Source organism: Pseudoalteromonas sp. 4NS20-0020, from assembly GCF_057554385.1.
In genome coordinates this window covers 220,941-242,797 of the sequence record NZ_BAAJMI010000001.1, presented here as the reverse complement: position 1 = coordinate 242,797, position 21,857 = coordinate 220,941, and the positions used below count along the sequence as shown (strand labels likewise).

Annotated in this window: 25 protein-coding genes; 15 read left to right on the top strand and 10 right to left on the bottom strand. The window is 39.5% G+C overall.

The features are described from left to right. The first annotated feature begins 271 nt into the window (after positions 1-271). The 12 genes from AC27JL_RS01060 to mgtE all read left to right on the top strand — a co-directional run bounded on the left by AC27JL_RS01060 (position 272) and on the right by mgtE (position 9,554). Positions 272-1,240, top strand: a complete 969-nt coding sequence (locus AC27JL_RS01060; protein WP_033019047.1) for a calcium/sodium antiporter — start codon at positions 272-274, stop codon at positions 1,238-1,240. Positions 1,241-1,243: 3 nt separating this feature from the next. Further along, positions 1,244-2,215, top strand: coding sequence for a KpsF/GutQ family sugar-phosphate isomerase (locus AC27JL_RS01055; RefSeq protein ID WP_006792102.1), 972 nt, complete (start codon positions 1,244-1,246; stop codon positions 2,213-2,215). After that, positions 2,216-2,767 carry a 3-deoxy-manno-octulosonate-8-phosphatase KdsC gene (gene kdsC, locus AC27JL_RS01050; protein WP_006792101.1) on the top strand — a complete coding sequence of 184 codons (552 nt, stop codon included), beginning with the start codon at positions 2,216-2,218 and terminating at the stop codon, positions 2,765-2,767. It begins immediately after the preceding gene. After that, positions 2,764-3,318 (top strand): LPS export ABC transporter periplasmic protein LptC, encoded by a 555-nt coding sequence (gene lptC, locus AC27JL_RS01045; protein WP_008130304.1) that lies wholly within the window; start codon positions 2,764-2,766, stop codon positions 3,316-3,318. The genes kdsC and lptC overlap by 4 nt, the downstream gene beginning before the upstream one ends. Then, positions 3,308-3,844: a lipopolysaccharide transport periplasmic protein LptA gene (gene lptA / locus AC27JL_RS01040; protein ID WP_008130303.1), complete on the top strand. Its 537-nt coding sequence runs from the start codon at positions 3,308-3,310 to the stop codon at positions 3,842-3,844. Before lptC ends, lptA begins: the two co-directional genes overlap by 11 nt. Continuing rightward, positions 3,841-4,566 carry an LPS export ABC transporter ATP-binding protein gene (gene lptB / locus AC27JL_RS01035; protein WP_006792098.1) on the top strand — a complete coding sequence of 242 codons (726 nt, stop codon included), beginning with the start codon at positions 3,841-3,843 and terminating at the stop codon, positions 4,564-4,566. Before lptA ends, lptB begins: the two co-directional genes overlap by 4 nt. A 69-nt stretch (positions 4,567-4,635) precedes the next feature. Next, positions 4,636-6,135 carry an RNA polymerase factor sigma-54 gene (locus AC27JL_RS01030; RefSeq protein ID WP_006792097.1) on the top strand — a complete coding sequence of 500 codons (1,500 nt, stop codon included), beginning with the start codon at positions 4,636-4,638 and terminating at the stop codon, positions 6,133-6,135. Between the two features lie 26 nt (positions 6,136-6,161). Then, complete coding sequence (gene hpf, locus AC27JL_RS01025) at positions 6,162-6,449, top strand: ribosome hibernation promoting factor (RefSeq protein WP_006792096.1); 288 nt, start codon at positions 6,162-6,164, stop codon at positions 6,447-6,449. 4 nt (positions 6,450-6,453) lie between these two features. Next, positions 6,454-6,906, top strand: coding sequence for a PTS IIA-like nitrogen regulatory protein PtsN (gene ptsN, locus AC27JL_RS01020; RefSeq protein WP_006792095.1), 453 nt, complete (start codon positions 6,454-6,456; stop codon positions 6,904-6,906). Positions 6,907-6,925: 19 nt separating this feature from the next. Next, positions 6,926-7,771 (top strand): RNase adapter RapZ, encoded by an 846-nt coding sequence (gene rapZ / locus AC27JL_RS01015; RefSeq protein ID WP_039036368.1) that lies wholly within the window; start codon positions 6,926-6,928, stop codon positions 7,769-7,771. Between the two features lie 43 nt (positions 7,772-7,814). Next, the gene (locus AC27JL_RS01010; protein ID WP_006792093.1) at positions 7,815-8,087 is read left to right on the top strand and encodes an HPr family phosphocarrier protein; all 273 of its coding nucleotides are present in this window, start codon (positions 7,815-7,817) and stop codon (positions 8,085-8,087) included. Positions 8,088-8,195: 108 nt separating this feature from the next. Further along, positions 8,196-9,554 carry a magnesium transporter gene (gene mgtE, locus AC27JL_RS01005; protein ID WP_006792092.1) on the top strand — a complete coding sequence of 453 codons (1,359 nt, stop codon included), beginning with the start codon at positions 8,196-8,198 and terminating at the stop codon, positions 9,552-9,554. 69 nt (positions 9,555-9,623) lie between these two features. On the opposite strand, the gene AC27JL_RS01000 is transcribed toward mgtE, so the two are convergent. Together AC27JL_RS01000 and AC27JL_RS00995 are read right to left on the bottom strand one after the other, a co-directional pair. Next, entirely contained in the window at positions 9,624-11,810 is a 2,187-nt protein-coding gene (locus AC27JL_RS01000; RefSeq protein ID WP_487194599.1) for a YgiQ family radical SAM protein, read from the bottom strand. A 107-nt stretch (positions 11,811-11,917) separates the two neighbouring features. Next, positions 11,918-14,113: a bifunctional diguanylate cyclase/phosphodiesterase gene (locus AC27JL_RS00995; RefSeq protein WP_058428334.1), complete on the bottom strand. Its 2,196-nt coding sequence runs from the start codon at positions 14,111-14,113 to the stop codon at positions 11,918-11,920. Between the two features lie 152 nt (positions 14,114-14,265). Between AC27JL_RS00995 and AC27JL_RS00990 the strand changes: the two genes are divergently transcribed. After that, a complete protein-coding gene (locus AC27JL_RS00990) occupies positions 14,266-14,847 on the top strand; it encodes an SRPBCC family protein (RefSeq protein ID WP_039036365.1) in 582 nt (193 codons plus the stop codon). Next, positions 14,816-15,703 carry a TIGR03899 family protein gene (locus AC27JL_RS00985; RefSeq protein WP_138740427.1) on the top strand — a complete coding sequence of 296 codons (888 nt, stop codon included), beginning with the start codon at positions 14,816-14,818 and terminating at the stop codon, positions 15,701-15,703. The genes AC27JL_RS00990 and AC27JL_RS00985 overlap by 32 nt, the downstream gene beginning before the upstream one ends. A 33-nt stretch (positions 15,704-15,736) precedes the next feature. Here AC27JL_RS00985 and AC27JL_RS00980 read toward each other — a convergent pair whose 3' ends face one another. The 8 genes from AC27JL_RS00980 to AC27JL_RS00945 all read right to left on the bottom strand — a co-directional run bounded on the left by AC27JL_RS00980 (position 15,737) and on the right by AC27JL_RS00945 (position 21,257). Beyond that, the gene (locus AC27JL_RS00980; RefSeq protein ID WP_008130280.1) at positions 15,737-16,507 is read right to left on the bottom strand and encodes a TIGR04219 family outer membrane beta-barrel protein; all 771 of its coding nucleotides are present in this window, start codon (positions 16,505-16,507) and stop codon (positions 15,737-15,739) included. Between the two features lie 3 nt (positions 16,508-16,510). Continuing rightward, entirely contained in the window at positions 16,511-17,497 is a 987-nt protein-coding gene (locus AC27JL_RS00975) for a DUF2333 family protein (RefSeq protein WP_010555652.1), read from the bottom strand. Between the two features lie 8 nt (positions 17,498-17,505). Then, complete coding sequence (locus tag AC27JL_RS00970) at positions 17,506-18,015, bottom strand: copper chaperone PCu(A)C (protein WP_082014408.1); 510 nt, start codon at positions 18,013-18,015, stop codon at positions 17,506-17,508. A gap of 79 nt (positions 18,016-18,094) precedes the next feature. Continuing rightward, complete coding sequence (locus tag AC27JL_RS00965) at positions 18,095-18,421, bottom strand: hypothetical protein (RefSeq protein WP_008130274.1); 327 nt, start codon at positions 18,419-18,421, stop codon at positions 18,095-18,097. Between the two features lies 1 nt (position 18,422). Beyond that, positions 18,423-18,638: a PspC domain-containing protein gene (locus AC27JL_RS00960; protein ID WP_058550685.1), complete on the bottom strand. Its 216-nt coding sequence runs from the start codon at positions 18,636-18,638 to the stop codon at positions 18,423-18,425. A gap of 8 nt (positions 18,639-18,646) precedes the next feature. After that, positions 18,647-19,327 carry a PspA/IM30 family protein gene (locus tag AC27JL_RS00955; protein ID WP_487194598.1) on the bottom strand — a complete coding sequence of 227 codons (681 nt, stop codon included), beginning with the start codon at positions 19,325-19,327 and terminating at the stop codon, positions 18,647-18,649. Between the two features lie 241 nt (positions 19,328-19,568). Beyond that, a complete protein-coding gene (gene dusA, locus AC27JL_RS00950) occupies positions 19,569-20,543 on the bottom strand; it encodes a tRNA dihydrouridine(20/20a) synthase DusA (protein WP_487194597.1) in 975 nt (324 codons plus the stop codon). A gap of 93 nt (positions 20,544-20,636) precedes the next feature. Continuing rightward, positions 20,637-21,257, bottom strand: coding sequence for a MarC family protein (locus AC27JL_RS00945; RefSeq protein ID WP_006792079.1), 621 nt, complete (start codon positions 21,255-21,257; stop codon positions 20,637-20,639). Between the two features lie 94 nt (positions 21,258-21,351). Between AC27JL_RS00945 and AC27JL_RS00940 the strand changes: the two genes are divergently transcribed. Then, complete coding sequence (locus tag AC27JL_RS00940) at positions 21,352-21,789, top strand: transcriptional repressor (protein WP_033019044.1); 438 nt, start codon at positions 21,352-21,354, stop codon at positions 21,787-21,789. The last annotated feature ends 68 nt before the right edge of the window (positions 21,790-21,857 follow it).

Below are 21,857 nucleotides of genomic sequence, written 5' to 3'. Positions count from 1 at the left end.
CTTCACTTAACCAACACTTAAACTAGGGCTGTTACCTATTAAGGTTAAATTTTCAGCAACCTATTTAGAATTTTGGCAAGTCAGTACCTGGTGGTGTAGTTATTCCCCATACATCAGTAAAACTTTAGTACTGAAAGCCTAACAGGCTCGACTAATTAATTTAGTAAAATGAATAAGCCTACGTAGTTGACCTTACTCTTTTATTTATACTTTCATCGTGGCATTTGTTACTATTCGCGCCATTCCTATTTTGAATAACTGGCTTAATACAATGGTTACCTCGTTTGTTATTTTGATTCTTGGTTTTGCAGCCCTAGTTTGGAGTGCTGACAGGTTTGTTTATGGTGCGGCCGCACTGGCTAAAAACTTTGGCGTACCAACCTTAATTGTTGGTTTGACTGTTGTTGCCATGGGCTCATCAGCACCTGAAATGATGGTGTCAGCCTCTGCCGCATTGGCTGGAAAAACAGACACAGCGGTAGGTAACGCAATTGGCTCAAATATCACAAATATTCTACTGGTATTAGGTATTACCGCTTTATTTAGGCCTCTTAGCGTTTCTTCAAGTACATTAAAACGTGAAATCCCGTTAGTGCTTATTGTATCTCTAGCTACTTGGTATATTTTTTCAGATAACTACTTTTCGCTTGCTGAAGGCGTTGCCTTATTAATTGGTTTTGTCGTCTTTATTGGCGGGCTGATTATTGTTTCGCTACGTGCTAAAAATCAAACAGACCCATTTGTATCAGAAGCATGTGATGAAGTACCCAATGACGTACCAACAAAAAAAGCAGTAATTTGGTTAGTTATTGGTATGGTATTACTTCCTGTCAGTGCACATTTTTTAATAGATTCAGCGGTTGATATCGCAAAATATTTTGGCCTAAGTGATTTAGTGATTGGCTTAACAATTATTGCAATAGGTACAAGTTTGCCCGAGCTTGCAGCTTCAATTGCAGGGGTTCTTAAAAATGAAGATGACTTAGCACTGGGTAATATTGTTGGCTCTAATATTTTTAATATTCTTGCCGTGCTGCCTTTCGCAGGCATTATTAACCCTTCTGTTATTGACCCGTCTGTTGCTAACCGCGACATACTTATTATGATTGGTGCCACGGTTGCGCTTATTATCATGTCATTGAACTTTAGAGGTGCTCAGCGCATCAATAGAGTAGAGGGCGGCTTATTATTAATCGCTTTTTTAGGCTACCAAGGGTATATTTTCAGTCAAGTAGGGTAAGTAATGGCAACGCTAAATTTTATTGAACAAGGCCTACGTGTATTAGACATAGAGCGCCAAGCATTGAGTGATATTGCACAATATGTGGATGAAAATTTTCATCAAGCATGTCAGTTAATATACGACTGCCAAGGGCGAACTATTGTTATAGGCATGGGAAAATCGGGTCATATTGGTAATAAAATAGCGGCTACATTAGCAAGTACTGGCAGCCCTGCATTTTTTGTACACCCAGGTGAGGCAAGCCATGGCGACTTAGGTATGATCACTAAAAATGATGTGGTTATGCTCATTTCTAATTCTGGTGAAACAAGCGAAGTCCTCAATATAATTCCTGTTTTGAAGCGCCTTGGCGCAAAAATGATAGCCATGACAGGTAACGCAAGCTCAACAATGGCAACGCTTGCAAACGTTCATATTTGCATAAAAGTTCAAAAAGAAGCCTGTTCGTTAGGCTTAGCCCCTACAGCAAGCACAACAGCAACACTTGCAATGGGCGATGCCATGGCGGTTGCACTGTTAGAAGCCCGCGGTTTTACAGCTGATGACTTTGCGCTATCTCACCCCGGCGGCAGTTTAGGTAAACGTTTACTGCTGACCCTAAAAGATGTCATGCATAGCGGTAAAAACACACCTATTATTAACGTTACGCAAACTATAAAAGATGCACTGATAGAAATGTCGGCAAAAGGCTTAGGCATGACAGCCATAGTTGATTCTCAGCAACAACTTGTAGGGCTCTTTACCGACGGTGATTTACGTCGTATTTTAGAACAACGAATTGATATACATACAACACAAATAGATGTTGTAATGACCAAGTCCTGCACAACGGCAACGCAAGATATTTTGGCCGCTGAAGCACTTAATATTATGGAGCAAAAGCGTATTAATGGTTTAATTATCGTTAATGAGCAAAACCACCCTATTGGTGCATTAAATATGCAAGACTTATTAAAAGCAGGAGTATTATAAATGCAATTTGAAGAGCTCTATCAACCATTGAGTGAAGACGCAAAAGCACGTGCAAAAAAAGTAAAGCTACTTATTTGTGATATTGATGGTGTGTTTTCTGATGGTCGCATTTATTTGGGTAACCAAGGCGAAGAGCTCAAAGCATTTAATACAAAAGATGGCTTTGGCATTAAAGCGCTAATTAATAGCGGCTTTGAAGTTGCGGTAATTACAGGACGCCACTCAAAAATAGTACAACAGCGTATGACAAGCCTAACAGTACAACATATATATCAAGGCCAAGAAAATAAGCTACTCGCTTATGAAGAACTAAAAACAAAGCTCAATTTAAATGATGAGCAAATTGCCTACATTGGCGATGATGGCCCAGACATGCCAGTAATGGAGTTAGTAGGGTTTGCTGTTGCAGTAAATGACGCCCATCCGCTAATAAAACGTTTAGCGCATTATACAACACAAATGCTAGGTGGCTTTGGTGCAGTGAGAGAACTTACCGACCTACTAATGCTTGAAAATAACAAACCTTTGACCACAAAAGGGACTAGTTCATGAATGCAGCGCGCATAATATTAAGCGTTTTATTCATCAGCTGTATGGTTTGGCTTTGGTACCCTTATTTCACACAAGTAAATTTACCACAACAAACCGAAGCAGACATAATTGCAAAGCCCGATTACACAGCCATAGAGCTAAAACAAACAGCGTATGACGAAAATGGGAAAATCAGCCATAAAGTAACGGCAGCGCGAATGGAGCTATATCAAGAATTAGGGTTTACCTTTTTTGATAAACCTATTTTTACGCTATACAACGACAAACAAACATGGCGAATTAACGCTAATGAAGCAACATTATACGAAGGCAGACAACTAATATTAGAAGGTAACGTTGTTGCTAGTAATTTAACTGATAACGCAATGATAGATAAAATTAATGCTGATAACATTCAGGTAGATATAAAATTACTAACGATGCAATCAGAGCAGCCTGTCATTGTTACAGGGCCCAATTTAAAAATCACCGGTAAAGGCTTAGAAGCCGATTTAAAAACCGAAGTGATAAAATTAATTAACCATACGCGAACTATTTATTATGACCAATAAACTATCAACACTCTTTATTATTCCAACATTTTTACTTGCATTAGGTACTAATGCCGCTGAAACAACAGCGCCAATTTCTGCAAATCAAATTTCGATTAGTGCGGATAAACAAGAGGGTCAACTAAAAGAAAACGTAGGTATCTTCGAAAAAAATGTTGAAATTATTCATGGCGACAGAAAAATTACCGCAGACCGCCTTGAGGTTCACAAGCGCGATGAGCTAGGCGACAACAAGCAATTGTTAATTGCCACAGGTACGCCTGCATATTTTGAAGAAAAACAAGCCGACGGCACAATAATGAGCGCCAGCGCTAATGAAGTTAGGTACGATGTTTCAACGCGTTTTTTAACATTAATTGGAGATGCAGAGATATCTCAAGCTGGGCAAAAAATGAATGCTAAAAGCATTACCTACGATATAGAACAGCAGCTTATTAGCGCCGAAAAAGATGAAAGCTCAACTGACCGTGTACACACTATCTTAGTGCCTGTGGAGCCTAAAAAAAATGACAAAGGCCAACCATGAGCACATTAAAAGCAGAGCTACTAGCCAAAAGCTACAAAGGCCGTGAAGTTGTAAAAAATGTGGGCTTAGAAGTTAAAGCTGGCAGTATTGTAGGCTTGCTTGGGCCAAACGGCGCAGGTAAAACAACAACCTTTTACATGATTGTAGGCTTAGTCCCTAGCGACAAAGGCAAAATATCTATCGATGATAACGATATTACGCTTTTACCTATGCACAGTCGTGCTAGATTAGGCATTGGCTACTTACCACAAGAGTCGTCTATATTTAGAAAATTAACAGTGTATCAAAACTTAATGGCTATTTTAGAAACTCGAAAGGAGCTCACTAAACAAGCCAGAGAAGATACATTGAATAATCTATTAGATGAATTTAGCATTCAACACATTCGCGACAGCAAAGGCATGGCATTATCGGGCGGAGAACGTCGCCGAGTGGAGATTGCACGTGCTTTAGCCGCAGATCCAAAGTTTATTTTGTTAGACGAACCATTTGCCGGTGTTGACCCTATCTCAGTATTAGATATTAAAAAAATTATTGAACACCTGAAAAACCGTGGGATTGGCGTATTAATAACAGACCACAATGTAAGAGAAACCCTTGATGTTTGCGAAAAAGCCTACATTGTTTCTCATGGGGAACTGATTGCTTCTGGTACCCCTGAACACGTATTAAATGATAAAACTGTACGCGATGTATATTTAGGCGAGCAATTTAGGCTGTAACATTTACGCCTTATTTATAAGCATCTGCTAGTATTAACTATAACAACTTAAAAGGATTGTTAGAGATACATGAGGCAATCACTACAGCTGCGCATGGGCCAGCAACTTACAATGACACCTCAGTTGCAACAAGCTATTCGCTTGCTGCAATTAAGCACATTGGATCTTCAGCAAGAAATACAAGAAGCGCTCGACAGCAACCCATTACTTGAGGTTGAGGAGCAAGACTATGCCGATGATCTTGCGGGCAAAAATGAGCAAAAAGCAGATAACGATGAAGTTACAGTAACCGTATCTGCCGATGAAGCCCCTAGCGAGTATGAACAAGACAGTGGTGAAGCGCTTGCTAAAGATACCGTAAGTGACGACATGGCAATGGATGTTAGCTGGGATGAGTATATGAGTGCAGCCCCTGCATCATCTTCAGGCCCAATGCCTGAAGATGAGTCTATATATCAGGGCGCATCAACTGAAACGCTTCACGAATACTTAATGTGGCAATTACAATTAACGCCATTTAGCCCTACAGATGAAGCCATCGCTATTGCTATTGTAGAAGCGGTGGATGATTCAGGCATACTGACACTCAGCTGCGAAGAGATTTTAGAGAGCTTTAATCAAGATAACGACGATGACGTTGAGGTTGAACTTGACGAAATAGAAGCGGTTTTAAAGCGCATTCAGCTATTTGACCCAGTGGGTATTGCGGCACGTAGCTTACAAGAGTGCTTGTGTATTCAGTTAAATCAATTTGATAAAGGCACGCCTTTTATTGATGAAACAAAAATGATTTTAACAGAGCACATTGATTTGTTAGCTGCTCGTGACTACCGTACATTAATGAAAAAAACGAAGCTCAAAGAAGATGAGCTTAAAGAAGTAATGACACTTATTCATACTCTCAACCCTAAGCCTGCAGACACAATAGTACGAGAAGAGTCTGAGTATGTAATACCTGATGTGTCAGTTAAAAAAATTAAAGGCCGCTGGATTGTAGAGTTAAACCCAGACAGCATGCCAAAAATTCGTGTAAACAGCCAATATGCAGCGATGTCGCGTACAGTTAAATCAAGCGGCGACAGTCAATTTATTCGCTCACATTTACAAGAAGCTAAATGGTTTATAAAAAGCTTAGAAAGTAGAAATGATACACTTTTAAAAGTAACTAACTGTATTGTTAAACAACAACAGGGCTTTTTTGAACACGGGCCAGAAGCCATGAAACCGATGGTTTTAAATGATGTTGCCGAAATGGTAGAAATGCACGAATCAACAATTTCGCGCGTAACTACGCAAAAGTATATGCACACACCGCGTGGAATATTTGAGCTTAAATACTTTTTCTCAAGCCACGTAAGTACCGAAAATGGTGGAGAATGTTCATCTACGGCAATACGTGCACTTATTAAAAAATTAATCGCAGCAGAAAACTCAGCAAAACCATTGAGTGATAGCAAAATTGCGGATATATTGGCTGAGCAAGGAATTAAAGTAGCGAGACGTACAATCGCAAAATATCGCGAATCTCTGGCTATTCCACCGTCAAATCAGCGAAAGAGCCTGATTTAAGACGCTAAACAAAGAGGGTAATGCTTATGCAACTAAATTTAACTGGTCGTCATGTAGAACTAACTGATTCATTAAGAGACTATATAAATACCAAATTTGCGAAGCTAGAAAGGCACTCTGATCATATTAATAATGTTCATGTCATTCTTGATATAGAAAAATTAAATCAAAAAGCAGAAGCAACTATTCATGTAAGTGGTGCTGAATTATTCGCATCCACTGAACATCAAGATATGTATGCAGCTATTGATTCATTGATTGACAAGCTTGACCGTCAAGTAATTAAACACAAAGAGAAGCTTGCTCGACACTAATATGATGAAATTAAGTTCACTTATATGCCAGGACTGCAGTAAAGCTGCGGTCCTTTTTAATAGTAAAAAAAGAATTTTAGAGTTTATTAGCGAGCTGGCTCACGATAAATTACCGTATTTATCTCAACAGGATATTTTGGGCGCTTTATTAACCCGCGAAAAGCTAGGCAGCACAGGGATAGGAAGAGGCATTGCTATTCCACATGGCCGAATGAGCGGCGCACAAGAACCTTTAGCATTGGTGTTAGTAAGTGAAACACCGATTAATTTTGATGCTATAGACAACCGCCCTGTTGATATTTTTGTTGCACTCATCGTACCTGAAGGCGATAACCAACAGCATTTAAAGACGCTAGCAACGATAGCTGATAAACTAAAAAATAAAGAATTTTGTAAGCAGCTTCGCTGTGCTAAATCGGATGCTGAGTTGTATCAAATTATTGTTGACCAATCGTAACAAATTTAAAGGGTGATTAATGGAGTTGATTATCATAAGTGGCCGTTCTGGTTCTGGTAAGTCGGTTGCTTTACGCGTTGTTGAAGATCTAGGTTATTATTGCGTAGATAACATTCCAGTAAATTTATTACCTTCTTTAATTAGAAGCGTTTCTGATAACTACGATAAAATTGCCGTTAGTATAGATGTGCGAAATTTACCAAAAGAGCAAGATGAATTTAATCACATCATCGAATACTTACCGGGTTTTACAAAACCAACGCTGTTCTACTTAGACAGTGAAGATCAAACCCTTATTAAGCGCTTTTCTGAAACCAGACGCTTACACCCTTTATCAATAGATTCACTTCCGCTTGATTTAGCCATAAAAAAAGAAAAAGAACTTCTCGATGTGCTAATTACGCGCGCCGATTACATGATCGATACCAGTGAGCTAAGCGTTCATCAACTTGCTGAATCAATTCGCGAAAAAATACTAGGTAAAAAAGACAAGCAGCTGATTGTTACATTTGAATCTTTTGGTTTTAAACATGGCATTCCTAAAGAGGCAGATTACGTATTTGATGCACGTTTTTTACCTAACCCGCACTGGGAGCCTGAGCTAAAACCACTTAATGGCCTAGACCAACCAGTAAAAGATTATTTGGCTAGCCACAGCATAGTTCAAAAATTTACATGGCAAATACAAACCTTTGTACAAACATGGCTACCACACCTAGAGCGAAATAACAGAAGCTATTTAACTATTGCGATTGGCTGTACTGGCGGGCAACATCGCTCTGTATATTTAGCGCAAACAATTGGCGAAAGCTTTGCCGTTACGCATCCCAATGTAAAAATACGTCACAGAGAACAAGAAAAGTAATTTTACAAAACTAATAACCTGTTCAGCTTTGATAGAGTAATGTATGCGTATAGAAGACACTTTTTTAATACAAAATAAATTAGGACTGCATGCCAGAGCCGCGACTGTATTAGCCCAACTCGCTGTAAAATTTGATGCTTCAATCACCTTGTTTCAAGATGATAAAGAAGCTGCTGGTGATAGTGTATTAGCACTGATGCTACTTGAAAGTAGCCAAGGTAAAGAAGTTAAAGTGGTATGTGAAGGGCCTGATGCAGAGCAAGCTTTAAATGCCATTGGAGAACTTATTTCGCAACGATTTAACGAACAAGAGTAACGTTAATTTTTAACATTTAAATAAAATAACTATAATCAAAATAACTGGCTGCTAGGTCGTACTCCCCCACCCACTAGGTAACAGTTACAGTATAAATAAAGGACGCCAATGCCCGAAGCTTTTGAACAAGACTACCCACTACAACAACTAAAGCAAGTGACCAAGTCACTTAATAGTGGTCAGTTTGTTCAAGTTAGGCGCATGCTCGCAAAAACAGCGCCATGTGATACTGCGTTATTATTAGAATCATCTCCACACAAAATTCGACGCTTGCTATGGCAGTTAGTTGATCCTGATGTTCAAGGTGATGTACTCGAAGAATTATCAGAAGACGTGCGCCTGGGTATTATTGCCCAAATGGAGCCTGAGCACATTGCTGCTGCCACTGAAGACATGGGTCACGATGACCTAGGTGAAGTATTACGTAGTTTGCCTGACACCGTTTACCAAGACGTTGTTAGCGCCATGGACACCCAAGATAGAGAGCGCGCAACACAAGCGCTATCTTATCAAGAGCGTTCTGCTGGTGCACTCATGAACACCGATACGGTAACTATTCGCCCAGATGTGACCATTGATGTCGTACTACGTTACATTCGACTTCGCGGAGAGTTACCTGAAGGCACTGATGACCTGTATGTGGTTGATAAGCATAACTGCTTTATTGGTGCTTTATCGCTGAGTACATTGCTAACTAATCCACCAGAAAAAATTGTTCGCGATTTAATGGATGAAGAATGTGAGTCAATTCCAATTTCAATGGATGAAAGTGAAGTTGCACAACTTTTTGAGCGCCATAATTGGATCTCGGCCCCAGTTGTTGATGACAACGATCAGCTACTTGGTCGTGTCACGATCGATGATATTGTTGACGTAATTCGTGAAGACGCAGAACATAGTTTACTGAGTTTGGCGGGCCTTGATGATGAAGAAGATACCTTTGCTCCTGTCTTAAAAAGCTCTAAAAAACGCTCAGTATGGTTAGGAGTTAACTTATTAACTGCGCTTGCGGCCGCCTTTGTAGCCAGTTTTTTTGAAAGCACACTCGATATCTTACCCATTTTAGCAGTGCTTAATGGCATTGTTCCTTCTATGGGCGGTGTGGCTGGCAGTCAATCACTTACACTTGTTATTCGTGGTATAGCTGTTGGTCATATAAATCAAACCAACCAACGCTTTTTAATGATGAAAGAACTCGCTATTGGAGCACTCAATGGCATTTTGTGGTCATTGTTGATCGCGGGTGTCATTGCACTTTGGCAGTGGGACTTTATGCTCGGCGGCGTACTCGCTTTTGCCATGTTTATGAACTTAGTTGTGGCAGGGGTCGCTGGTGCAAGTATTCCAATTTTACTTAAAAAAATGAATATAGACCCTGCACTTGCAGGCAGCGTAGTGCTAACAACAGTGACAGATATTGTGGGTATTTTTGCCTTTTTAGGCACCGCCACTTGGTTGTTAATATAAATTTAAAAGCTGTTATAAAAAAACGCGCAGTTAATTTATAGCTGCGCGTTTTTATTGTCTCGGTAATAACTATCTGGCTTTGTGCCTATTTCCACCCACTTTAGGTTTTGTATTAGCCTTTTTAAACTGACTAAATCCCGTATGACGTGTAAGCGCTGGGCGAGCCCCTTTACGGCCTTTATTAACGGTTTTACCCGCTTTTTCATCACGGCCTTCTTCTGGCACTAAACAGTTTGGCCCTTTGCCAATTAAGTTGGCTTTACCCATTTTGCGAAGTGCTTCACGTATCATTGGCCAGCCCGATGCATCATGGTAGCGCAAAATAGCTTTGTGTAATCTGCGCTGGCGTGCTCCTTTTGGCACTGGCACTACTTCACTATTATTCTTGATATTACGCAGTGAGTTCATCTCTGTATGGTAAATAGTGGTCGCATTGGCCATTGGGGATGGGTAAAAGTTTTGCACTTGATCCAACTTAAAGTCGTTAGACTTAAGCCATAAAGCCATGTTTACCATATCTTCGTCTTTAGTTCCTGGGTGCGCAGAAATAAAATAAGGAATTAAATACTGCTTTTTACCCGCTTCTTTCGAGTACTTATCAAATAATTCTTTAAATTGATCGTAAGCCCCCATGCCCGGCTTCATCATTTTTGATAATGGACCGTCTTCAGTATGCTCTGGCGCTATTTTTAGATACCCGCCCACATGATGTGTCACCAGCTCTTTAACATAGCGAGGATCGCGTACAGCAAGGTCATAGCGAACGCCCGAAGCGATAAGAACTTTTTTAATGCCTTTTACATCACGTGCTTTTTTGTATAAATCGATTGTTGGCGTGTGATCCGTGTCCATATGCTTACAAATATCAGGGTATACGCACGATAAGCGTCGGCAGGTACTTTCTGCTTTTTTGCTTGTACAACGTAATTTGTACATGTTGGCCGTTGGCCCACCTAAATCGGAAATAATGCCGGTAAAACCGGGCACTTTATCTCTGATCTGTTCAATTTCTTCAATAATAGACTCTTGCGATCGGCTTTGAATAATTCGCCCTTCGTGCTCTGTAATCGAACAGAATGAACACCCACCAAAACAGCCGCGCATAATATTCACCGACGTTTTTATCATGTCGTAAGCAGGTATTTTAGCGTCGCCATAACGTGGATGAGGAATTCGTTGATAAGGTAATCCAAATACCGCATCCATTTCATGAGTTTCTAAAGGATAAGCCGGTGGGTTAACCCAAATAGAGCGATCGCCATGACGCTGGAATAAAGCTCTTGCACAACCAGGGTTAGTTTCTTGGTGTAATATTCTTGAGGCATGTGCGTATAAAGGTTTGTTAACACTTACTTGCTCGTACGCTGGAAGTTTAACATACGTTTTCTCCCATGGCTTAGGACGCGCTGGCTGCACGGTAATAGGCTTTGCAGCTTCTGCTTTTAAATCAATACCAGCTTGTTTAAATTCAGACTTACTGCAGCCAACATCATCGGCTCCGTAAGGGTTTGGAATGGGGTCTATTTTACCTATTTTATCAATAGCTGTTGAATCACTCCCCCGCCAGCCCGGCAAAGGTTCTTTACGAATCACAGCGGTACCACGAATGTCTTGAATCGTATCCATCGTTTCACCACCGGCAATACGGTGGGCAACTTCTACTAATGGGCGCTCAGCATTTCCGTAAATCAATATATCGGCTTTTGAGTCAAACAAAATGCTACGGCGCACTTTTTCTTGCCAATAATCATAATGGGCTATCCTGCGAAGGCTGGCCTCAATACCGCCAATAACAATAGGAATACCTTTGTATGCTTCACGACACTTCTGAGAGTAAATCATCACCGCTCGATCCGGGCGTTTACCACCTACGTTGTCTGGTGTATAAGCATCATCGTGGCGCATACGCTTTTCAGCTGTGTAACGGTTAATCATTGAGTCCATGTTACCAGCAGTTACACCAAAAAATAGGTTTGGCCTGCCAAGCTCCATAAATGCGTCTTTTGTATCCCATTTGGGCTGAGCAATAATACCTACTCTAAAACCTTGCGCTTCGAGCACACGTCCGATTACTGCCATCCCAAAGCTTGGGTGGTCAACATACGCATCACCACTAATTATTATTATGTCGCAGCTATCCCAGCCAAGTGCATCCATTTCTTCGCGTGATGTAGGTAAAAATGGTGCAGTGCCGTAACACTCAGCCCAATACTTGGGGTAAGAGAATAAGGCGCGCTTAGCTTTGAGTGTGCTCATAAATGTGACCGTAGAATAACAAAAGGCGCAAATTATACATCATAGACTTGTTTATATATACAACATTACAACGTATGAAATACCTTTAACACTAAGCCTATAACTATCTATGTTTTTCGTTTACTAATGAACTCTAATAACTTGTTTTCAGGCATAGGTTTAGCATACATAAACCCTTGTACTTCATCGCATCCTAAGTCTTTTAAAAACTTAGCTTGTTCCTGCGTTTCAACACCCTCTGCTATTGTTTTTAAACCTAACTTTGCACCTAACGATATTACTAATCCAGCAACGGCACCGGTATCACCATTATTAAGATCTTTAATAAACGACCTATCAATCTTTAGTCTATCGATAGGAAGGCTTTGTATATAACTTAATGAAGAAAACCCTGTGCCAAAGTCATCAATAGCCACTTCAATACCCAACGCCTTAAGCTCCCTCAGAGTATTAATAACCGTGTCTAATTCATCCATTACTACGCTTTCAGTGACTTCAAGCTCAATGTTTTTTGGGTCCACACCGTATTTTAGTAAGGTATTTTTTACTGTTTGCGCATACCCTTTAACTTTAAATTGCGGAACCGACACGTTAACAGCAATACATATTTCAGTTCCTTCATTTTCTAATCGCTTTTGCTGTTGGCACGCTTGCTCTAACACCCACTGCCCTATATCAACGATGAGTCCAGCGTCTTCAGCTAAAGGTATGAACACTGCGGGTGAAATGTAGGTGCCATTTTCCAACGGCCAGCGTAAAAGAGCTTCGCAACCAATTAATGACAAATCATCAAACGATAACTGCGGTTGGTACCATACTTCGAGCTTCCCTCTGGCAAAATCATGGCGCAGCTGTCTAATTAAACCTAATCGCCACTCCATTTTTTCTTGCATATCAATACTGTAATAAACACCTTCCTTGTGCTTTATTTTTTTAGCATGATTTAAAGCAATATAAGCCACTTTTAATGTTTCTAAACCAGAGCCTTGAAAGTCTTGCTGTTGGCATAAGCCAATTCTAAAATCGATGGGTAACACATGTTCCGCAGCAGAAAACGACGGACTTAACTTTTCATTAAAATCAGTTAAAACAAATTCACTTTTTGGGATTAAAAAACCAAATACATCAGCACCTACACGAGAGAGTAATTGAGCTGTGGGGACAATTGCTCTCAAACGCTCAACAATAGCAATAAGTAGCTTATTACCTACATCTTGCCCTAAGCCATCATTTATATCTGAGAAGTTAATAACGTCTAACAAAACAAACACATATTTGTTTTCACTGACGTTTTGAAAATCATCTATGCGCTCAATAAAATCAGTTCTATTTGAAATACCAGTGAGTAGGTCTTTATAAGCTGCATCTCTTAGCTTTACAAACAACCGTATATTATCGAGCGCAATACTAATATTAGTTAAAAATATTTCAGCAAACTGCAGTTGAATATCTGTCGGTGCTCCACCACTCTCAATATATAAAGCAGCTTTGCGGTGCTTACTTTTTAAAATAAAGGTGATGCTGTTATCTGTATATTGATGAGTGAGTTGTCCAAAACAGGCCTCAACCTGAGATAACGCAGTTTGGTTAACATTAACTAATTTTTCACCAAAATATTCTTCGTACTTTTCACACCCGCCCAGAACCTGAATAAAATTTTCACCATCAAGCTTGGTACAAATTAATCCGTTAGATTTACAACCTAAAATAACCCCCATAAATTCAAGTGCTTTATTGCACAATACTTTTACATCTGTTTGCCCCAAAATGTATTTAGAGGCAGATAAAATAGTATTCATCGCTTGCGCTTGATACTCAAGTAGGCATATCTGTTCGTAAGAACGAATAGCAGCAATAAGCGTTGTCACAAGTTTTGAGCGTGTCAGCTCTGTTTTAGTTTTGTAATCGTTTATATCGTATTCACGAATAACTTTTTCTTCGGGGATATTAGCGGCTTGGCCCGTACGTAAAATAATGCGAACGCGTTTGTTATTAAGAGTGTCTCTGACATGTTTAACCACCTGAAAGCCGGCATCGTCAGTTTCCATAATAACGTCTAAAAAAATAACAGATATATCATTGGGCTGAGTAAGTATATTTTTGGCCTCAGCGCCAGAATATGCGTGATGAAACCTAAGCCTAGCACCACCATACTCTAGTCCAGATAATGCGAGCTTTGTAACCGTATGAATTTCTTCGTCGTCGTCTACAATTAAAATATCCCAATATCGAGATGGCTCAACAACTATTTCGTCGTCTTGCTGTGGGTCTAAAAATAGAAAATCATTTTGTTCAGACGACATATTTACCCTTTTTCTGGTACTGCTTAATGCTTAAATATTCTAACGTAATGTTTAAAAAGCTATAAATTTAGTTTTTGGCTTATGATCTAATTCATACTATAGTCGATTAACAAAAAGTTGTTACATATATAGTTAAAAAAACTACCAAAGGTATGGTTATTAAATTATTAAAAGTACTGTTCAAATATGTATTAGTTTTACTACTTATAATAGTCGTAGTCGGATTACTGCTGCCACAAGATTATCGTGTAAGTAAACACGTAGAAATTAATGCCAATACCAGTACAATAAAAACACTTGTTGCCGACTTTAACCAATGGCACACATGGTCACCTTGGCAGCAAGTAGACCCCACCATTGAGTTTATTGTTAATGAACCTGGTGCTGGTGTAGGCGCTCATCAATCATGGATAGGAAAATGGGGATATGGTGAAATGACTATAACCTCCCTAAGTGATGATGAAATGTCGTTCAACATATTGCTAAATAATGAACACATTATTGAAGGCACACTCACATTTTCACCGCAGGCAAATGCCAATATCGTGACCTGTTATATTGAGGGACAATCAACGACTCTTCTCATTTCAGGCTATATGGCACTCGTATATGAGTATATTTTAAATAACACTCTAGAGCTTGGGTTAAATAATTTAAAAACCGTAGCACAATTAAGCGATATACAAAGCGTAGCAAATAGCCATGACAGTAAAAACAGCACAAGCACGGATTAATCTAGCTAATATAATAGAATCGTTACTTGGCTACCCTGTGACTAAGGTGCCCAACAACGACACTTCGCCATCATCAGAACAAAGTTACAATACAAAAGGGCAAGTAAAACCGCAGTACCATATAAATAGCGAACACCCTTTGCTGACTCGCGCAAAGCAAAGACACGATTTACTGGCTATTAAGCGCCAACAAAATATAGAAGCTATCTTAACCAAAGCAATGGAGTTTTGCCCCGATGTAGCTAGCAATAAACACCCTGATGCAGATTGGGTTGAACACTTTATTGCTTTATGTGAGGACACCTCAAATAGCTCTATGCAAGCATTGTGGGCAAAAATTTTAACCGGTGAAACATTAAGCCCGGGGACTTTTTCAATTAAAAGCTTACAAACACTAAAACACATGACTCAGCGCGAAGCCGACTCTTTGCAAAAATGCGTGTCTTTGTCAGGTTATAATGAAAAAGACGATAGCCACTTTATTTTACTTGGCTTTTATAAAAAACCGTCTTTATTTGACCTACTTCGTAAGGGAAATAAAGTGTCATTAAATTTAGGTAAAACAGGAATAGGCTTTCCTGATATTTTAACTTTAATGGATTTGAATTTGCTTTACAGAAAAGAAATCGAATCTGCGGTGCTTAAAGCTGGCCAAGAACTCACTTTGTCGTTTTTATCTCAAAAGGTGACGCTTAAAGCAAAAAATAGTGATTTGGTTTTAAGCTATTACAAATTCACACAAACCGGCGATGAACTATCTAAACTCATACGATTTCCTGTAAATAAAGTATATAAGCAGCTGGTAAACACGGCACTAGAGGGAGAGTTTGATTTAGCGTGGCATACTACAAAATAGGACGCCACGCTTTGTTCAATTAGAAGGCACTAATTAAAAATGAACCTGAATACCTGCAAACGGACCCGATGCGTCAATATCAGTAGTAATATCATCAATATCGTCAAGCTCTAATACCATTGATCGGTAACCTGCTTTAACAGCAATATCTACAGCTAAGTTATCTACAAGTTCCCAAGCAACACCTACTTGATAATCTTGCACTTTACTATCGTCAATTGCCAAAAGGCTGCCTTCAAAAAACACACTTAAACCTGTAAGTGGTAAGCCTGCTTCTGCACGCGCGTATGCAAGTGGCACAAAACCAGAAAACTCAACCGTTTCAGTAAAATTTGCGCCGCCATCTTGCGTTGTACCATTAACAATGATGTCACCGTCAAACTGCTTTGCGTTTAGACCTAAATCAATAGAAATCAGGTCATTATCAAATATTTCGTAATACAAAATGTAATCTACATGCGTTAAATCGCTTACAGAATTAACGGTTGTACCCACTACGTAGTCTGAACCATTAAAGCTAAACGTATCATTTAGTACAGTAGAGCCATTTAGCTCAAGTTCTGTATACTTTAATTTAAGATTAGGTACTAATGGCACCGGATGCTCAAGCGCGGCGTAATAGCTTATGTATGTTTCATCTTCAAAGTTAAAATCTTGAGGTGCATTTGCTTTGTAAGAAAGCTGACCTTCATTATCCGACTGCCAACCATCAACACCTACATATAAACCTAATAGGGTATCAGCCTGAGCTGCAGGTGCTAAACATGCCATAGATAAGGCAGCTGCTAAACAATACTTTTTCATTTTTTATCCTTGCGCTAATAGTTCGCTAAGTTCGATTAAAGCCGCGTTGGCTCTAGAAATATAATTTGCCATAACAAGAGAATGATTAGCAACATAGCCAAAACCATTTCCGTTTAAAATTAGTGGGCTCCACACGGTTTCTTGCGTGGCCTCAAGTTCACGAATGATTTGCTGTAAGCTAACGCGTGCGTTTTTCTTTTCAAGTACATCGTTAAAGTCATACTCTACAGCTTGTAAAAAATGCAGTAACGCCCACGTTGCACCACGAGATTCATAAAACACATCATCTATATCAAGCCATGGTGTTCTTACTTGCTGCTGCAATGGAGCAAGCGTTGCTTGCTTATTTGAAGAATTACCAGCTAAGTCAGTATTAACTTTATCTTGCCCAACACTTGCACTTAAACGCTGACTTAGACTGCCTAAACGTTTTTCAGCTTCTTTTAACCAACTACGTAAGTTATCAGCGCGGGCATAAAACTGACTATCGCGCTCATGCTGATGAGCCATTTGCGTACGGTAAACAATTAAGTAATCAATCCCTTTTTGGTACTCGCCCTCAGCACTTGGCCACGCCCAAGCTTCAGAACTTATATTAAATTGAGGTTGTGCTTTTTTAAGCGCTTCGTGTTCAGTTGATTGCGATTGAGAGCGGCTAAAATCTTTTCTCATAGAAAGTGATAAATCACGAACCATTTCAAGTGCGCCATATTCCCAAGCAGGCATATCATCCATAATAATGCTAGGTGGTATAACGTCGTTTGATAAATATCCGCCTGGCTTATCAAGCAGCGTATTTGCAACAGTGATAAGTGTTGATGTAGTAATGTAACCCGTCACCATCGTTTCATTTCGAAGTTGCGCTTGCTCTTTTGCACTTTCAACCACATCAAAACGTGAAGGCTCAGTACTCCAGTAAACGGCAATGGCGTAAAATATAATAAGCAGTATAACTATAATGCCTGCTATTTTTCCTTTGTGTTGCGACATGTAAACTCCTAGTGATGAGAATGTTGTGCTGACGACTTAGCTTTATTTATTTGCGACTCTAGCGTAACCACCTCAATATTTGTAAATAAGCGATTACCATCACTAAAATATAGCGTTAGTTTGCGTTCTTGCCCTGCTTTTAAAGGCTCTTGTGGCTCAAATACCATTAAATGATAGCCTCCAGGCTGAAAATCGACACTTTCATGCGCTTTCACAATGACCGATTCAACCTTTTGCATTTTCATCATACCATCAACATGTGCATGCTCATGTATTTCAACACGTGCTAGTCCGTCAATACTGGCCTTTGTTAATATTGCATTTGTACCACTATGATTGGAAATAGTTAAGTAGGCGGCACTTGCCTTACCGCCAGGTAAGAACTCTCTAACTTGCGCGTTACTTACTTCAAGTTGTGCGGTATCGGCTGAATGGTTATGGCCAGAGTGCGCAGCCAAAGATGACGAAAAAAAACTAAAAGCCAATGCAGACACAAAAGATAAACACAATTTTGTCATCATTTTAATCCTTGTAAAAACGTAATATCACACGTTAAATTTAACATAGTTAACGGGGAATAGTGAGTTAAATTAAGGATTAAGAAACCACTTTTTTGTTATCAGCCACTAACCAGCACAATACCGCAATAAATAATAATGGCCATGCAATCATCACTGAGCCAAATAGCAAAGCCAAAACGGTACCAATAACAGCCACTGCTGCTGCACCAATTAAACCTAAAGTCACTAACGCAGCAATTGCGGCAACGGCTACAATGGCTATAAGTACACTCACTAATTCAACACCAACCCAGCTCATATCTGCAATCCACAATGGAAACTGCCACGTGTCAAAGTTTAAAAATGAGAATGAGTTAGTAAAAAACACCAAATAAATGAGTATACAAACAGCTATAGCTTTCATTTTAAAATTCCTTAATATGCTTTTCTTCTAAACAGCAATGCGCAATGAAATAACCAAGCGCAACTACAAACGGAAAACTTAAAAACAGTAAAATAGTAACCAAGCGTGTTGCCCACACCGGAAAATCTAATCGGTAAGCTAAGCCACTACATACGCCAGATATCTTTTTATTTAGCGTGTCTTTAAACCAACCACGCTGATGATTAAATCGACTCATAATTCCTCCTAGGCGCTTTGTTTAGAACTAACATTTAAGCGTGCTTTTAAACTAGCCAGCTCTGTATCAATTTTTTCGTTTTTAACAAGTGACTCGATTTGAGTTGCCGTCGAATTAGCCTTATCAGTTAACTCATACGCCTCGACTTGTGCTTCAATACCCTCAACACGTTGCTCTATTTGCTCAAAACGAGAGAGTGCATGAGCTACTTTATCGCTATTTAACTGAGTATTTATATGCGACCTGGCAACGACTACATCATGGCGCTGCGCTAGTTGAGCTTGCTTTGTTTTTGCCTCTGCTATTTTTTGTTGAAGGCGTTCACAATCAGATCTAATTTTTAATAAAGACTCTTGCAAAGTCTCACGTTGAGCTTGCTTCTTTTCAATGCTTTCGCTTACAGCTTGCTTAGAAATGAGTGCTGACTTTGCAAGATCATCGCGTCCTTTTTCAATTGCTAACTCAGCTTTAGATTGCCATGTCGTAAGCTCTGCTTTTTTAGTATCAAGGTGGCGGTTAATTGCTTTTTCTTCACATAAAAGCGCAGCTGCTGTGCTTCGGCATTCGTTTAATGCATCCTGCATATCGTTAAGCATTAAGTTAACAAGCTTTTGAGGATCTTCAGCTTTATCAAGCATTGCCACTATATTTGATTGAATAACATCGTTTACGCGATTAACTATTCCCATTATATTCTCCTGTTGATTTTTAATTGATTACAACAAGTAGATTCCAAGAGTTATGCCAAGTCACTTTATATTAATAAAAGAAGCTTATTATCAAAGAGTTGAAATGAAAAAAGATAAGATCAAAATGACCACACACTGAATAGCGCTAAGTATAATTGGCCAATAAATTATGTTTTTGACTAATTTTTAGGATCAAAAAAAGCCACTGTATAAGTGGCTTTATATGTTACGTTTGAAAAAATTACTCGGGGACAAAACTAAGTGCTTTATCCATTACAGATAAATCAGCCTGCTTACCATGGCCATTCTCTGAAAGGTGACGTCTAAAGCCACGCGCACCAGGTTGCCCCTGAAAAATACCCAGCATATGACGTGCAACATGCCAAAAATTAGCGCCTAATCGCATTTCCTCTTCAATGTAATCATACATAGAGCGTACAACATCATGACGGGTTTGCGTGTTAGCTGTATCGCCGTAAATTTTTTCATCAACCTCGTTAAGCATAAACGGATTACTGTAGGCCTCGCGCCCAACCATAACCCCGTCAATGTATTGAAGATGCTCAAGGCTTTGCTCAATCGTTTTCACGCCGCCATTAATACTTAAATCGAGTTGCGGATAATCTTTCTTGAGTTGATATACACGCGGGTAATCAAGTGGCGGAACTTCACGGTTTTCTTTAGGGCTTAAACCATTTAGCCATGCTTTGCGCGCATGGATAATAAAGTCATCACAGCCTACTTTATGACTTGCTTCAATTAACGCACATAAAAACTCATACGAATCTTGTTCGTCTATACCAATGCGCGTTTTAACAGTCACCGGAATGCTAACTTCATTTTTCATTGCCGCAACGCACTGAGCAACCAATTCGGGTTCAGCCATTAAACACGCACCAAAGCGACCATTTTGAACCCGATCTGACGGGCAGCCTACATTTAGATTAATTTCATCATAACCACGCTCCTCGGCAAGCTTCGCACATTTTGCCAATGCCTCAGGGTCAGAACCTCCCAATTGCAATGCAACAGGTCCCTCATGCTGGTTAAAATGCAAGTAGTCGCCACGGCCAAACAAAATAGCGCCCGTAGTGATCATTTCTGTATATAGCACGGTGTGCTTTGTCATTTTACGATGAAAAGTACGACAATGACGGTCAGTCCAATCAAGCATTGGGGCGACAGAAAAGCGTCTGTTTAAAGTTGGTTTATCCAAAATATATTCATCCAAATGTAAAACCCAAGTGGGTATAAAAGCAAGGCGTTTAAAGGAGGCGCATTTTACACAAAACTCCGACTAGCAGCAATATTAGCTATATACCTGCAAACCAAAGTAATGCGCTATACCATTTAAAATATTAGTTACTGCAACAGAGCTTAAAATAAGTCCCATTATTCTACTTATAATACTCGCGCCACTATCGCCAATAACTTTATGCACATGTGTTGCAAGTAAAAGTAATATGAGCACCAAAGCCAAAACAGCAAGCATCATCGAGGACGTCATCAGTTGCTCAATCCAAGTAAACTCTTCATTACGCGTCATAAGCACAGCACCTAACATAGCGCCTGGGCTCGCGATTGAAGGAATAGCCAATGGAAAGATGGCTGTTTCAGTGCTGTCACGTACGCTTTTTATTTCTGTTTCGGGTTTGCTTTCACCAAAAATCATCGACAGTGCAAAAAGCAGTAGTACTATGCCGCCCGCTATCTGGAAAGCCGACAATGGAATTTCAATCGCATTTAATAAAAGCTCACCAGCTACAACAAAAAATAGCAGCACAACAGCCGATACCCCAACGGCCTTAAAGATGACTTTGCGCTTAAATTTATCATCTTCTCCTCGGGTCACTGCAATAAATACAGGTACAGTTCCTATTGGGTCTATCACCGCAAAAAAGAAGATAAAAATGGCTAATAATTCGTTCATTTCGGGGTTTCCTAAATAAAAAGCGCCTAATAAAAACACTGCAACTACAACACAGTATGTTAGTATATCATGGTAGCGTAAGGATAAGAGAATGATGAATATAGAATCACTAGTTAGTAAAGCTAAGCAAGTATGTGACAACCGTGGCGCTCGTTTTACGCCTATCCGTGAAAAAGTATTTCGCTTATTAGCCAGTGCACAAGGTGGTGTAGGTGCCTATGATCTACTAGAACAACTCAAAATTACTGAGTCTGGTGCCAAGCCAGCCACTATTTATCGTGCATTAGACTTTTTAGCCGAACTAGGATTTATTCATAAAATTGAAAGCACCAACGCATTTATGTTGTGTCATCATTTTGATCATATTCATCCTGTACAATTGCTAATTTGCGATAACTGCGGATATGTTAAAGAACTTCACTCTACCGTTATCTCTCATGAGCTAAACAACTTAGCGGCAGAAAGTGGGTTTGTAGTATCAGGGCAAACAATTGAAGCTCATGGTAAATGTGAGTCTTGCAGAGCTTTATAAAAACAAAATAATTCTTTATGGCTATACTAGTAAGTTGTAGCCATTCAATAGCACAAATTTAAGAGTAT